The sequence below is a fragment of the Allobosea sp. GW822-FHT05A11 genome (assembly GCF_058800455.1).
Map to the genome: position 1 here is coordinate 111,275 of NZ_JBXAMI010000003.1, position 14,466 is coordinate 125,740.

Sequence of the window (14,466 nt, forward strand, 5' to 3'; positions counted from 1 at the left end):
GGCAAATCGGGCATCAGCGCAGCAGGCTCCAGGCTTTCAGGAAGAAGTCCGGCGTGCCGAAATTGCCGGATTTCAGCGCCACGACCATCTCCGGCCCGTCGACCACGCGCGTCCAGGGCACGCCGGGATCGATTTCAGGGCCGATTTCCAGCGTGCGGATGCCAAGGCCGAGCACCGTCGCGCCCGAGGTCTCGCCGCCCGCGACGAGAAGCCGCGTCACGCCGCCCTCGGCAAGCAGCCGCGCGACCTCGGCAAAGGCGTGCTCGACGATGCTGCCGGCCTTCTCGCGGCCGAGCTTGTCCTGCACCGCCGCGACCTCGGCCGGGTCGTCGCTGGAATAGACGAGGAACGGCTTGTCGGCCGGCTGCGCCAGCGCCCAGGCGGCAAGGCCTTCCGCATTCTGGCTGCCATCGACCAGAGCGAAGGGATCGACCTTGAGCGCGGGATAGCCTGCCTCCAGCGCCGCCTTGATCTGGCCGCGCGTCGCAGTCGAGCAACTGCCGGAAATGATGCCGGCACGGCCGGCCGGCGCCCGTAGTTCCACCGGACCCGGGCGTTCCGGCAAGAGGCCAGCGCGGCGGAAATTCTGCGGCAGGCCCATCGCGATGCCGGAGCCTCCGGTCAGCAGGACATGCTCCGACACGGCGTGGCCGAGCGTCATCAGGTCCTCGTTGGTCAGGGCGTCGGTCACAGCATAGCGGACGCCGTCGGCCTGCAATTTGGCGAGGCGCGACTTCACCGCGGCGGGGCCGGCGAGTACCGTGGCGTAGTCGACGAGGCCGACATCGGTCTTCGCCTGAACCGACATCAATCGCATCAGGTTCGAATCCCGCATCGGCGTCAGCGGGTGATCCTTCATCGAGCTTTCGTGGAGCGGCACCGCGCCGACGAAAAGATAGCCCTGATAGATCGAGCGGCCATTCGCCGGGAAAGCCGGGCAGACGATGGCGAGCTTGGCGCCGAGGCGCTCCGCCAGTGCATTCGCCACCGGCCCGATATTGCCTTCCGCCGTCGAATCGAAGGTCGAGCAGTGTTTGAACAGAATCTGGCGCGCGCCGCCCTTCAGCAGCGCCTCGCAGGCGGCAAGCGAATCCGCGACGGCCTCCGCGACCGGGTTGGTCCGCGATTTCAGCGCGACGACGACGGCATCGGCCTCCGGCAGGGCGGAGCCGGCCGGAGGCACGCCGATGACCTGAACGGTGCGCATGCCCGCCCGGTTCAGCATCAGCGCGACATCGGTCGCGCCCGTCATATCGTCGGCGATCACGCCCAGCAGCATGCCCAATCTCCCCTGCCCGCGCGGGCCTTGCCTTGTCGAACGCCGTTCTAGCCTCTGCCGGCGCAGGTGACGACCGTCATGGCCGCATCGTGCACGCCCGCCCCGGACATGGAACCCCGTTTCCCGGCAAAGCCTTGCCTGCCCATGGGACAGGCAAGGCTGCCTGCGAATTGATGCGGCGCATCATCGACGGCGCGCGCGATCTGAGTCAGGTTAGTGCCACAAGGAACGAATTGAGCAGGACGACCCGCTGATGACGCGGCGGGAACGTTCGCCGACAACGTCCGGAACGAGGGGAAAAAGATGAAGCTTTTGAAGGTTGCGATCTCGGCTGCCGCACTCGCGCTCGCGATAGTGCCGGCGCTGGCACAGGCCCCGTCGACCCTGCGGATCGGGCTGCAGGAAGACCCCGACATGCTCGATCCGCACAAGGCGCGGACCTTCGTCGGCCGCATCGTCTTCATGGGGCTGTGCGACCGGCTGGTTGACATCACGCCGGAGCTGAAGCTGGTGCCGCGGCTGGCGACCGAATGGAACTTCTCCGCTGATGGCCTGACGCTGACGATGAAGCTGCGCAGCGATGCGAAGTTCCACGATGGCGAAGCCTTCAACGCCGAGGCCGCCAAGGCCAATCTCGAGCGTGCCCGTACCCTGCCCGATTCGCTGCGCAAGGCCGAACTCGCCTCGGTCGACACAATCGAGGCGCCCGATGCCACCACGCTGGTGCTGAAGCTCAAGCGCCCGGACGCCACGCTGCTCTCGCAGCTCACCGACCGCGCCGGCATGATGCTCTCGCCCAAGAGCCTCTCCGGCGACGTCGCGGCCAAGCCGATCTGCTCCGGCCCCTACAAATTCGTCGAGCGCGTCCAGAACGACCGGATCGTGCTGGAGAAGTTCAAGGAGCATTGGGAGGCCGACAAATACAGCTTCGACCGCATCCTCTACCGCGCTATTCCCGACACGACGGTCCGCCTCGCCAATCTGCGCTCGGGCGAGCTCGACATGCTGGAGCGGCTGGCCCCCACCGACGTGAAATCCGCGCAATCGGACAAGTCGCTCAAGGTCGAGAGCGTCGCCAATCTCGGCTACCAGGGCATCACCATCAACACCAATAACGGCGAGGCTGCCAACCAGCCGATGGGCAAGGACAAGCGCGTGCGTCAGGCGCTCTCGCTGTCGATCGACCGCAAGGTGCTGAGCCAGGTCGTGTTCGAGGGGCTCTATGCGCCATCGAACCAGCCCTTCAACCCCGGCAATTTCTACGTCAGCGCCGATCTGCCGATTCCGGCCCGCGACCTCGCCAAGGCGAAGGCGCTGCTCAAGGAGGCCGGACAGTCCAAGGTATCGGTCGAGCTCTTCGTCACCAACAACCCGGTCGACGCCCAGCTCGGGCAGGTGATCCAGGCGATGGCGCAGGAAGCCGGCATCGACATCCAGATCCGCTCGACCGAATTCGCCAGCCAGCTGCGCGACCAGCAGCAGGGCAAGTTCCAGATGAGCCGCGTCGGCTGGTCCGGCCGCATCGACCCCGACGGCAACATCCACCCCTTCGCCCATTCGAAGGGCAACCAGAACGACGGCAAATACGCCAATCCGGAGGTCGACAAGCTGCTCGACGAGGCCCGCACGATCTATGAGCCGGCCGAGCGGAAGAAGCGCTACGACGCCGCGCAGAAAATCCTGCAGGACGAATTGCCGATCATCTATCTCTACAATCAGACGGTGTTCTTCGCGATGCGCTCCAATATCCAGGGCTTCGCGATCAATCCGGACGGGATGATCCGGCTGGCCGGGCTGAAGCGCTCGTGAGGGCGCTCATGCCGTGACGGGTGGCCCATGGCCACGCTCATCCTCCGCCGCATCCTGATCGCGATACCGACGCTCTTCCTGGTATCGCTCTTCGTCTTCGCCCTGCAGCGCGCGCTGCCGGGCGACCCTTTCCTCGTCATCGCCGGGGAGGAGCGCGACCCCGAGGTGATCGCGCGCCTGCGCGAGATCTACCGCCTCGACGATCCCGTGATCGTCCAGTTCTTCGCCTGGCTGGGGCAGGTCGTGCAGGGCGATTTCGGCCGCTCGCTGCGCACCGGCGAGCCGGTGCTCGGGCTGATCCTGCAGAAGCTGCCGGTGACGATCCAGCTCGCCACGGCCTCGATCCTCGTCGCGATCGTCATCGGCATTCCGATCGGCATCCTCGCGGCGCGGCGCAAGGGCACGGTCGTCGACTACTCCGCCAGCGCGGTCGCGCTGTCGGGGTTGTCGATCCCGAATTTCTGGTTCGGGATCATGCTGATCCTGCTGGTCTCGGTGCACCTGAAATGGCTGCCAGCCTCGGGCTATGAATCGATCTTCGTCCACCCCTGGGAGGCGATCCAGCGGCTGATCATGCCGGCCTTCGTGCTGGGCAACGGGCTCGCCGCCTTCCTGATGCGCCATACCCGCTCGGCGATGCTGGAGGTGCTGCGCTCGGACTATGTCCGGACCGCCCGCGCCAAGGGGCTCGACGAGGATACCGTCATCCACCGCCACGCCCTGCGCAACGCGCTGATGCCGATCATCACGCTGACCACCCTGCTCTTCGGCGAATTGCTGGCGGGAGCGGTGCTGACCGAGCAGGTCTTCACCATTCCCGGCTTCGGCAAGCTGATCGTCGATGCCGTGTTCAACCGCGACTACGGCGTGGTGCAGGGCGTGGTGCTGTGCACGGCCATCGGCTTCATCCTGATGAACCTCATCGCCGATATCCTCTACGTCGTCGTCAACCCGCGTCTGAGGGCTGGCTGATGGCATCGCTCGATTCCATCTCATCGACCGGCGCCGCAAGCGGCGTCAGCGCCCGCCCCGGCGTGCTCGCCCGGCTGATCCGCAACAAATCGGCATTGATCGGCGGCAGCATCGTGCTGGCCTTCCTGCTGATGGCGGTGCTCGCGCCAGTGCTGCCCCTGGCCGATCCGTTCAAGTCGAACTTCCTCGCCATCCGCAAGCCGCCCTCGGAACTCTACTGGTTCGGCACGGACGAGCTCGGCCGCGACCAGGTCACGCGGCTGTTCTACGGCGCGCAGGCTTCGCTCCTCGCCGGCATCGTCTCGGTGCTGATCGCGGTCGCGATCGGCCTGCCCTTCGGGCTGCTGGCGGGCTGGTATGGCGGCTGGATCGACATCGTGATCTCGCGCGTCACCGAGGCCCTGCTCGCCTGCCCGTTCCTGATCCTCGCCATCGCCTTCGCGGCGGTGCTCGGCCCGTCATTGACCAATGCGATGATCGCGATCGGCCTGTCGGCGGTGCCGATCTTCATCCGGCTGATCCGCGGCCAGGTGATGAGCGTCAAGGCCGAGGATTTCGTCGAGGGGGCACGGGCGGTCGGCGCCCGCGACCTCCGGCTGATGTTCCGCCATGTCCTGCCCAACACCCTGTCCCCCATCGTGGTGCAGTCGACATTGTTCATGGCGCAGGCGATCATCCTGGAAGCAGCCCTCTCCTTCCTCGGCCTCGGCCAGCAGCCGCCGTCACCCTCCTGGGGCCAGATGCTCAACGTCGCCAAGAACTTCATGGAGCAGGCGCCGTGGATGTCGGTGGCGCCGGGCATCTGCATCTTCCTCGCCGTGCTCGGCTTCAACCTGCTCGGCGACGGCCTGCGCGACGCGCTCGATCCAAAAGAAAATTAGGCTTCAGGGATACGCCCATGTTCACCACCCGCCCCGAAATCCTCGGCACGTTCGGCGTCGTGACTTCGACGCACTGGCTCGCCACCGCATCCGGCATGGCGATGCTGGAAAAGGGCGGCAACGCCTTCGATGCCTGCTCCGCCGCCGCCTTCGTGCTGCAAGTCGTAGAGCCGCATCTCGTCGGCCCGGCCGGCGACATGCCCGCCGTGTTCTATTCGGCCGAAACCGGGAAGGTCGAGACGCTCTGCGCGCAGGGACCGGCCCCGCAGGCCGCCACCATCGCGGCCTACAAGGCACTCGGCCTCGACCTCATCCCCGGCTCCGGCCTGCTCGCCACCGTCATCCCGGGTGCCTTCGGCGGCTGGATGACGCTGCTGCGCGACCATGGCCGATTGAAGCTGCGCGACGTTCTCGAACCCGCGATCGGCTATTTCGAGAACGGCCACCCGATGCTGCCGCGCGTCTCGGATTCGATCCGGGAATTGACCGACCTCTTCACCAACGAGTGGACGACCTCGGGAGAGGTATATCTGCCCGGCGGGCATGTGCCGGAAGCCCGTAAGCTCTTCGCCAACAAGGCCGCGGCCGAGACCTACAAGCGCATCCTCTCCGAGGCGGAAGCCAAGGGCAGCGACCGGCAGGAGCAGATCCAGGGCGCCTATGACGCCTGGTACAAGGGCTTCGTCGCCGAGGCGATGGACCGCTTCTGCCGCACGACCGAGGTGATGGATTCCTCCGGCCGGCGCAACAAGGGCCTGCTGACCGCGCAGGACATGGCGAACTATAAACCGACCTACGAGACGCCGACCTCGGTCAGCTATCACGACTGGGAGGTCTTCAAGATCGGCCCTTGGGGCCAGGGCCCGGCCTTCCTGCAGACGCTGAAGATTCTCGAAGGCGTCGACCTCGCCGGGATGGGACCGGCAAGCCCGGACTTCGTGCATCACGTCGTCGAGGCGATGAAGCTCGCCTTCGCCGACCGCGAAGCCTATTACGGCGACCCGGATTTCGTGAAGGTGCCGCTGGCGACGCTGCTCTCCGACGACTACGCGGCAGGGCGGCGCGGGCTGATCGGCGAGCGCGCCTCGCTGGAGCTGCGTCCGGGCATCGTCTCCGGCTACGAGGCGCAGGTCGCGCACGCGATGAAGGCGCTCGGCGCCATCGCTCAGCCGACACAGGGCGGCGCCAGCGTCGGCGAGCCGACCATGGCCTCGATGGTCGCCGCCGGCCGCAAGGGCGACACCGTCCATATCGATGTCATCGACAAATGGGGCAACATGATCGCGGCGACGCCGTCCGGCGGCTGGCTGCAATCCTCGCCGGTCATTCCGGAACTCGGCTTCCCGCTGAATTCGCGCGCCCAGATGTTCTGGCTGGAAGAGGGCCTGCCCTCCTCGCTCGCGCCGGGCAAGCGGCCGCGCACGACGCTGACGCCTTCGATCGCCTTCGAGAGCGGCAAGCCCCGCCTCGCCTTCGGCACGCCGGGCGGCGACCAGCAGGAACAGTGGCAGCTCGGCCTGTTCCTACGCCGCGTCCATCACGGCCTCAACCTGCAGGAGGCGATCGACCTGCCGCTGTTCCACACTCAGCATTTCCCCTCCTCCTTCTACCCGCGCTCGTCGCGGCCGGGCCACATGATGATCGAGGAGAGCATCGGCACTGCGGCACTCGCCGAGCTCGAGCGCCGCGGCCATGCCGTCGAGAAGGCGCCGGCCTGGACGGTCGGGCGGCTCACTGCGGCAGAACGCGGTGATGACGGGCTCTTGCGCGCCGCCGCGACGCCGCGTCTGATGCAGGCCTATGCCGCCGGCCGCTGAAGGATAATCGCATGACCTGGTCCATCGTCGCCCGCGACGCCGCGACCGGCGCCTACGGCGTCGCCGTCTCGACCTGCGCCTTCGCCGTCGGCGCCCGCGTACCCTATGGCGGCGGGCGGATCGGGGCGATCGCGACACAGGCCTTCGTCAATCCACTCTACGGGGTCGACGGCCTCAGGCTGTTGCAGGAGGGGCGCCCAGCCGTCGAGATCATCGCGACGCTGACGGCTGCCGACGAAGGCCGCGCCCATCGCCAGCTTCATGTCATCGACCGCGACGGCAAGATCGCCTCGCACACGGGCGCCGCCTGCATCGACTGGTGCGGCGCCGTCGACGGGCCGCAGGTCTCGGTCGCCGGCAACATGCTCTCCGGGCCTGACGTCGTGCAGGAGACCTTGAAGGCCTATATCGCCTCCTCGGCGCTCGATTTCGACGAGCGCCTTCTCGTGGCGCTGGAAGCCGGCGAGAAGGCCGGCGGCGACAAGCGCGGCAAGCAGTCCGCCGCGATCCGCATCTGGGCCGGTGAACCGGTGCCGAGCATCGATATCCGCGTCGACGACCACACGGACCCGCTGAAGGAGTTGCGGCGGCTCTGGCGCGTGGCGCATCAGCGCTCGGTGCCGTTCCAGCAGGCCTCGCCCTCGCGCGGGCGCCCCGCCGGCGTCACCGACCGGGCCGAGCTCGATCGTCTCTGCACGGAATATGCGGCTGCCTGGAACGCTCGGCACCCGGAAAGCTGACCGGCCAAATGCATTCTCGACGCGCTTGGTGCGTGATAGGGTGACGCTTCGTCATCCTGTCATGCCGACGAGCGGGGAATGCGATGGCCGATCCGAACACCGAAGCCCTCCAGAAGCGCATCGCCACGCTGGAGGCGCAGGTTGCAGCCCTGCTGCAGGCGATATCGGCGGATCGCGGCGGCAATGTCGTGATCAACGCGCCGGGCTCGCTGACCATCAATTGCGGGATGGGCATTGCGCTCACCGCGGGCAGCGTGATGACGCTGACCGCGGGCGCCAACCTCGCCGTGACCGCAGGCGCCAACGCCACCATGGTCGTCGGCAACCGCCTGCGCATCAGCAGCGGTCATGAAGCCTCGTTCGAAACCCGGAGCTTCAGCGTCGCTGCGGCGGTGGGCTGCGATATCGACAGCGGGCAGAACTTCGCCATCACGACCGGCAAGGAGATGGCCATGAGCGTCGGAGCGGGCATGGCCGTCAGTGTCGGCAAGACGCTTGCGATCGAAAGTGCCGATGCTGCTTCGCTGAAAAGCGGCGATGCCAGGCTGGGCATGAAGAAGGATGGCAGCATCGAATTGCAGGGGCGCGATATCGCCCTCAAGGCTTCCGGACGCCTCGAAGCCAAGGCGTCCGGCAATGTCACGATCAAGGGATCGAAGATCCTGCAGAACTGACTCAGGTCAGCTTGCCCCGCGCCGCGACCGGCAATTCCCCGATCAGCTTGTCGCCGCGCACGGTGATCAGGCGGTCGACCATGTTGACGACGACGCAGACATGGTTCGGCACAACCCGCACGACCTCGCCGACGAGCGGGCGCTTGTTCGAGGCGGAGAGGTCGAGGAAGCCGTGCTCCTCGGCGAACTGCGCGATCCGTGCCGCGGGGTATTCGAGGATATAGCCGTGGCCGTCGAGATTGCCCTTGTCGCTGGTCAGCGTCTTCGAGCCTGAATCGAGGATGCCGCGCTCCGGGCCTGCCCGGCTCACCACCGTCGCGTAGACGGTGAGCGCGCAATCCTCGAGCGTGGCGACGCCGGCCGCGATCTGCATGCGATCGTTGAAGATCGAGGTGCCCGAGCGATGCTCGGTCGAGCCCTTCAGCTTGCCCATGTTGGGGATGTTCGGCGAGCCGCCGGTCGAGACGATATCGGCCTTGAGGCCGGCATCGCGCAGGCCGGCATTGACCGTGTCGAGGAAGGCTTGCGTCCGCTCCCAGCCATCCTCCGGCGGGTACATCAGCAAGCCGGCGAAGCGCAGGCCGGGCGAGGCCGCGACCATCTTCGCCAGCTCGATCGCCTCGTTCGGCGTCTCGACGCCGGCGCGCTTGCGGCCGGTATCGCATTCGATGACGACTTCCAGATCGCGGCCCGCGATCTCGCCGGCCCGCGGCAGGCCGGAGATGGTGACCGGGTTGTCGGCGGCGACGATCATCCGGACGCGTCTTTGCAGGGCCCCCAGGCGCCCCAGCTTTTCTTCGCCGATGATGTTGTAGCTGATCAGGATGTCGTCGATGCCGCCATCCGCCATCACCTCGGCCTCGCCGAGCTTCTGGCAGGTGATGCCGCGGGCGCCGGCCTCGATCTGGAGCCGCGCCAGCTCGGGCGATTTATGCGTCTTGATATGCGGGCGATTGGCGACGCCGGCGGCGTCGCAGGCCGCCTGGAGGCGGGCGATATTGGCATCGACCTTGTCGAGATCGATCACCACGGCGGGCGTGCCGTAGACGCGGGCGATCTCGGCCGCGAGCGGGGTGGCGGCCGGCTGGTCGACGGCCTTTGAGGTGGTCGCAGTGACGGTCATGGCAGCACCTTGATGATGACTTCGATCTCGACGGTCATGTTGTTGGGCAGCGAGCCCATGCCGACGGCCGAGCGGGCGTGGCGGCCACGGTCGCCGAGAACGGCGACGAACAGGTCCGAGCAGCCATTGATGACCTTGGGTTGATCGGCGAAATCGGGGACCGCATTGACCATGCCGAGCAGCTTGACCACCTCGACCTTGTCGAGCGAGCCGACCGCCTTCTTCATCGCCGCGAGCAGGCCGAGGCCGGTCTGGCGCGCGTGCTGGTAGGCTTCCTCGATCGTGACGTCCTTGCCGACCTTGCCGGTCGGATAGGTGCCGTCAGCCCGCTTCGGACCCTGGCCCGAGAGATAGACCAGATCACCGACCTGCTTGAAGCTGACATAGGTCGCGACCGGCGTCGGCACGTCCGGCAGGGTCAGCCCCAGTTCCTTCAGCCTGTCTTCGGCGCTCATGGCGTTTCTCTCCTCACGTCGGTCTTTTCTCGCCGATGCCTGTCGCATCAGCCATTCATATCGCGGCGCATATAGCGGGCCGCATCGTCATAGCTCGCAAGCTTGCGATCAAGCGCGGGCTCATGCACCTCGCGAAAACCCTGCCGGCGCCAGAAGCCGGTCGAATCGTTGACCGCGACCAGCGCCAGGCTCGTATAACCGGCTCCGGCAGCGTGACGGGCGATCGCGGCGACGATCGCTCCCGCCGCGCCGGCGCCGCGCCCCGCCGGCAGCAGCGCGAGGTCGTGAAGATACCAGTTGGCGACGCCAGGCGGGATGCCTCCCAGCAGGGAATTCAGGGCCGGGACAGCGCCGGCCGGCCAGGGATGGCTGACGAGATAGCCCTGCAGCGCCCCGCCTTCACCGGACAGCACATGACACCCCTCGGGCGCCAGTTTCAGCCGCTCGGCGAAGACCGCCTCGTCCTCGGGATAATCCGGATGCACGACGGCGGCGATCGCCATCACGGCCGGCAGATCGGCCGGCGCCATGCGGCGCCAGCCCGTTTCGCGTGACATGGAAGCCTACGCCGCGACCTTCGGGAACTTGCCGGTCCGCTTCGGGTGCCACCACTTGCCCTTGAGCACGACACCCTCGGAGACGAACTTCCTGTCGCCGATCAGGTGCTCGCCGACGACGTCGACATAGTCGAACTTGCCTTCCTTCACGGTCAGGATCGTCGCGTCGCCGAGCGAGCCGACCTTGAGGGAGCCGTATTCCGGGCGCTTCAGCGCCATGGCGGCGTTCACCGTCGAGGCGGCGATGACGTTGCTCAGGCTCATGCCCATGCAGAGGAACTTCGACATGGTGGTGACCTGGTCGAAGGCGGGGCCGTCGATGCAGAGCTTGTGCACGTCGGACGAGATCACGTCCGGCTCGAAGCCGTTGGCCAGCATGGCGCGGGTGGTCTTGAAGGAGAACGACCCCTTGCCGTGGCCGATATCGAAGATGACGCCGCGCTTGCGGGCGGCCAGGACCTCCGGCTTCACCGTGCCCTGCGCGGTCGCGGGCGCGTTCGGGAACGGGCGGAAGGCATGGGTCAGCACGTCGCCCGGCCGGAGCATGCCGATGACTTCCTCATAGGATGGCGGCGGATGGTCGATATGACACATCAGGGGCATCCCGACCTCGTCGGCGACCTGCAGCGCGATGTTCAGCGGCTTGGTGCCCTGGTCGCCCGAGGCATGCAGGCCGACGCGGACCTTGATGCCGACGATGTAGTCGCGGTTCTCGTCGGCGACCTTGGCGCAGTCGATCGGGTTCATCATGCGCATGTCGCCGCTCTCGCCGACCATGACGCGGTGGTCGAAGCCGTAGATGCCGGCATGCGAGACGTGGAGATAGGCGAGGATGCGGGCCTGGCTCGGCTCGATGACGTGCTTGCGGAAGCCGGCCCAGTTGCCGGGGCCGGCCGAGCCGGTATCGACCGAGGTGGTGACGCCGGAAACGCGGCAGAATTCGTCCGCGTCGATGCCGAGCGAGGTGCCGCCCCAGTAGACATGGGTGTGCAGGTCGATCAGGCCAGGCGAGACGATGTAGCCGGAGACGTCGCGGATTTCCTTGGCGCCCTTCAGGTCCTTGCCGAAGCCGGAGACCTTGCCGTCCGTGAAGGCGACATCGAGGATGCCGTCATGCTTCTGGGAGGGGTCGATGACGCGGCCGCCCTTCAGGATGAGATCGTGGGTCATGTCTAGTCCTCTGGATACGGATCAAACCGGGGAGACGGCGCCCTTGCGCTCGACGATCAGGCCGTAGGCCTGGGGCTCGCGATGCCTGGCGAAATTGAAGGTCGAGGTCTTGTAGCTCTTGCCGAGATCCATATCGCAGCGGGCGACGATGAGCTCGTCATCCTCGGTCACGGCCTGGGCCACGACCTCTCCGGTCGGCGCGATGATGCAGGAGCCGCCGATCTGGTCGACGCCGGCCTCCAGCCCCGCCTTGGCGACGCCCACGACCCAGGTGGCATTCTGGTAGGCGCCGGCCTGCATCACGAGCTGGTTGTGGAAATTGCCGAGCCGGTCATGGTCCGGGGCCGGCGGGTTGTGCTTGGGCGTGTTGTAGCCGAGCACGATCAACTCGACGTCCTGCAGGCCCATCGAGCGATAGCTCTCCGGCCAGCGGCGGTCGTTGCAGATCATCATGCCGATATTGGCGTCCATCGTCCGCCAGACCGGCCAACCGAGCTCGCCGGTCTCAAAATAGCGCTTCTCCAGGTTCTGGAAGGGTGCGGCGGGGCGGTGTTCGGGATGGCCGGGCAGATGGATCTTGCGGTACTTGCCGACGATCGCGCCCGACTTGTCGACGAGGATCGCGGTGTTGAAGCGGCGCTTGCGACCCTGCTCGAAGGCCAGTTCGCAATAACCGAGATGGAAACCGACGCCGAGGCGCTTGCTCTCCTCGAAGAGCGGCGCGGTCTCGTTCGAGGGCATCGCGCTTTCGAAATGGCTGTCGATCTCGGCTTCGCCGTCGATCCACCAATGCGGGAAGAAGGCGGTGAGCGCGGCCTCCGGATAAACCACCAGATCGGCGCCGTGGCTCTTGGCCTGCCGCATGAGTTCGATCATGCGGGCAACCGCCGAAGCCCGGCTCTCATCGCGCTGGATGGGACCGAGCTGGGCGGCGGCGACGGTGAGGATGCGGGTCACGTCAGAAGCTCCGGATGAAGATCACCCTTGAGGGCAAGGCTTCGATGTGCTGAGCCGGCGCGTCAAGCGCCGGCAATGCGGGGCGTGGGTTGTCCCAGCTGCGGGGCAAGCTCTCAGAGCGTCTTGGCGAGCCTTGGATCGAGCGAGTCGCGCAGGCCGTCGCCAAGCATGTTCACCGCGAGCACGGTGATCGAGAGGAACACGGCCGGGAACAGGATGATATGCGGCCGGACCTGCCAGAGCGCCCTGCCCTCGGCCATGATGTTGCCCCAGGACGGCGTCGCCGGCGGCACGCCGGCGCCGATGAAGGACAGGATCGCCTCGACGATCATGGCGCTGGCGCAGATATAGGTCGCCTGCACGCTCATCGGCGCGAAGGTGTTGGGCAGAATGTGGCGGAAGATGATGCGCGGTACCCGCGCGCCATTGGCCACGGCCGCCTCGACATAGGGCTGCTCGCGCAGCGACAGCACGACGCCGCGCACGAGCCGCGCAACGCGCGGGATCTCGGCAACGGTGATCGCGATGATCACGTTCTGAACCGAGCCGCGGGTCAGCGCCATCAGGGCGATGGCGAGCAGGATCGGCGGGATCGACATCATGCCGTCGATGATGCGCATGATGATGCCGTCGGACCAGCGGACGAAGCCGGCGAAGAGGCCGATGGTGAGCCCGACGATCGAGGACAGGATCGCGACGCTGAAGCCGACGAGCAGCGAGACGCGGGCGCCATACACGACGCGCGAATAGATGTCGCGGCCGAGCATGTCGGTGCCGAACCAGTAGAGCTCGGAGGGCACGCGGGTGCGCCTCGACGGCGCGATCGCGGTCGGGTCGACGGTGCCGAGCAGCGGCGCGAAGATGCCGATCAGCGCCATCAGGATGAGGAGCCCGCCGCCGATGGCGACGGAAGGATGCCGGCGCAGATAGCGACGGAAGCGGGCGGCACGGCCGAGTTCGGCCTGCACCGCTTCAGCGGCAGGAGCCGCAGTGAGCGATTGAGCGGTCAATAGCGGATCCTCGGGTCGACGAGGGTGTAGGTCAGGTCGATCAGCAGGTTCACCAGCACGTAGACCAGGCTGAACATCAGCACGACGCCCTGGATGACGGGGTAGTCACGGCGCAGGATCGCGTCGACGGTGAGCCGGCCGAGGCCGGGGATGGCGAAGACGCTCTCGGTCACGACGGCACCGCCGATCAGGAGGGCGATGCCGATGCCGATGATGGTGACGATCGGCACGGCCGCGTTCTTGAGGGAATGCAGGAAGAGCACGTCCTTCTGCGCCACGCCCTTGGCCTGGGCGGTGCGGACATAGTCCTGCTGGAGAACATCCAGCATCGTGGCGCGGGTGATGCGCGCGATCAGCGCGACATAGACCAGCCCCAGCGTCACCGTCGGCAGGATGAGATTCCGGAGCCAGGGCCAGAAGCCCTGCGAGATCGGCGTGTAGCCCTGCACCGGCAGCCAGTCGAGCTTGAGCGCGAAAAGATAGGCGAGGAGATAGCCGACGACGAAGACCGGCACGGAGAAGCCCAGCACCGCAAAGCCCATCGCCGCCTTGTCGACCCAGCTGCCCGCCTTCCAGGCCGCGACCACGCCCATCGGGACGGCGATCACGACGGCGAAGATCAGCGTCAGCACCATCAGGGAGAGCGTCGGCTCGATGCGCTGGGCGATGAGCTGCGTCACCGGCAGGTTGGTGAAGATCGAGGTGCCGAGATCGCCCTGGATCACGCGGAACGACCATTCGGCGAAGCGCACGAGATAGGGGCGGTCCAGGCCCAGGCTGGCGCGGATGCGCTCGACATCGGCAGGGGACGCCTGGTCACCGGCGATGATGGCGGCGGGATCGCCCGGCGCGATGTAGAGCAACGAAAAGACGAACAGCGCCACGAAGGCCATCACCGGGATGGTCGTGACAATGCGTCTGACGACGAAAGCAAGCATAAGGCAGTCGGACCTCGTTCACAGCGGTACCAGGGATCGCGGCCCGGACTTCTTCCGGGTCGCGACGAAGCAAGGCAACAGAGC

General features: G+C 66.8%; 14 protein-coding genes. 6 read left to right on the forward strand and 8 right to left on the reverse strand.

The annotated features are described in order from the left end of the window. Positions 1–13 precede the first annotated feature (13 nt). Entirely contained in the window at positions 14–1,279 is a 1,266-nt protein-coding gene (gene otnK / locus AC1RLU_RS10095) for a 3-oxo-tetronate kinase (RefSeq protein ID WP_492795371.1), read from the reverse strand. A 303-nt stretch (positions 1,280–1,582) separates the two neighbouring features. On the opposite strand from otnK, the gene AC1RLU_RS10100 reads away from it, so the two are divergent. From AC1RLU_RS10100 to AC1RLU_RS10125, 6 genes are all read left to right on the forward strand, one after another. Continuing rightward, on the forward strand, positions 1,583–3,088 hold the full coding sequence (locus AC1RLU_RS10100) for an ABC transporter substrate-binding protein (RefSeq protein WP_492795372.1): 1,506 nt from the start codon (positions 1,583–1,585) through the stop codon (positions 3,086–3,088). 27 nt (positions 3,089–3,115) lie between these two features. Next, positions 3,116–4,060, forward strand: coding sequence for an ABC transporter permease (locus tag AC1RLU_RS10105; protein ID WP_492795374.1), 945 nt, complete (start codon positions 3,116–3,118; stop codon positions 4,058–4,060). After that, a complete protein-coding gene (locus tag AC1RLU_RS10110) occupies positions 4,060–4,941 on the forward strand; it encodes an ABC transporter permease (protein ID WP_061964559.1) in 882 nt (293 codons plus the stop codon). Before AC1RLU_RS10105 ends, AC1RLU_RS10110 begins: the two co-directional genes overlap by 1 nt. Before the next feature lie 17 nt (positions 4,942–4,958). Continuing rightward, entirely contained in the window at positions 4,959–6,758 is a 1,800-nt protein-coding gene (locus AC1RLU_RS10115) for a gamma-glutamyltransferase family protein (RefSeq protein ID WP_492795376.1), read from the forward strand. A gap of 11 nt (positions 6,759–6,769) precedes the next feature. After that, positions 6,770–7,498: a DUF1028 domain-containing protein gene (locus AC1RLU_RS10120; protein ID WP_492795378.1), complete on the forward strand. Its 729-nt coding sequence runs from the start codon at positions 6,770–6,772 to the stop codon at positions 7,496–7,498. A gap of 83 nt (positions 7,499–7,581) precedes the next feature. Beyond that, the gene (locus AC1RLU_RS10125) at positions 7,582–8,172 is read left to right on the forward strand and encodes a hypothetical protein (RefSeq protein ID WP_492795380.1); all 591 of its coding nucleotides are present in this window, start codon (positions 7,582–7,584) and stop codon (positions 8,170–8,172) included. A gap of 1 nt (position 8,173) precedes the next feature. Here AC1RLU_RS10125 and AC1RLU_RS10130 read toward each other — a convergent pair whose 3' ends face one another. The 7 genes from AC1RLU_RS10130 to AC1RLU_RS10160 all read right to left on the reverse strand — a co-directional run bounded on the left by AC1RLU_RS10130 (position 8,174) and on the right by AC1RLU_RS10160 (position 14,382). Then, on the reverse strand, positions 8,174–9,295 hold the full coding sequence (locus tag AC1RLU_RS10130; RefSeq protein ID WP_061964566.1) for an alanine racemase: 1,122 nt from the start codon (positions 9,293–9,295) through the stop codon (positions 8,174–8,176). Further along, entirely contained in the window at positions 9,292–9,750 is a 459-nt protein-coding gene (locus AC1RLU_RS10135) for a RidA family protein (protein ID WP_061964568.1), read from the reverse strand. The genes AC1RLU_RS10130 and AC1RLU_RS10135 overlap by 4 nt, the downstream gene beginning before the upstream one ends. Positions 9,751–9,797: 47 nt before the next feature. After that, positions 9,798–10,307, reverse strand: coding sequence for a GNAT family N-acetyltransferase (locus tag AC1RLU_RS10140; RefSeq protein ID WP_492795382.1), 510 nt, complete (start codon positions 10,305–10,307; stop codon positions 9,798–9,800). 6 nt (positions 10,308–10,313) lie between these two features. Continuing rightward, on the reverse strand, positions 10,314–11,477 hold the full coding sequence (locus AC1RLU_RS10145) for an amidohydrolase/deacetylase family metallohydrolase (RefSeq protein WP_113585936.1): 1,164 nt from the start codon (positions 11,475–11,477) through the stop codon (positions 10,314–10,316). A gap of 21 nt (positions 11,478–11,498) precedes the next feature. Beyond that, positions 11,499–12,434 (reverse strand): N-carbamoyl-D-amino-acid hydrolase, encoded by a 936-nt coding sequence (locus AC1RLU_RS10150; RefSeq protein ID WP_142115025.1) that lies wholly within the window; start codon positions 12,432–12,434, stop codon positions 11,499–11,501. A 113-nt stretch (positions 12,435–12,547) separates the two neighbouring features. Further along, complete coding sequence (locus AC1RLU_RS10155) at positions 12,548–13,402, reverse strand: ABC transporter permease (protein ID WP_244492723.1); 855 nt, start codon at positions 13,400–13,402, stop codon at positions 12,548–12,550. 38 nt (positions 13,403–13,440) lie between these two features. Then, on the reverse strand, positions 13,441–14,382 hold the full coding sequence (locus AC1RLU_RS10160) for an ABC transporter permease (protein ID WP_061964578.1): 942 nt from the start codon (positions 14,380–14,382) through the stop codon (positions 13,441–13,443). Positions 14,383–14,466 lie beyond the last annotated feature (84 nt).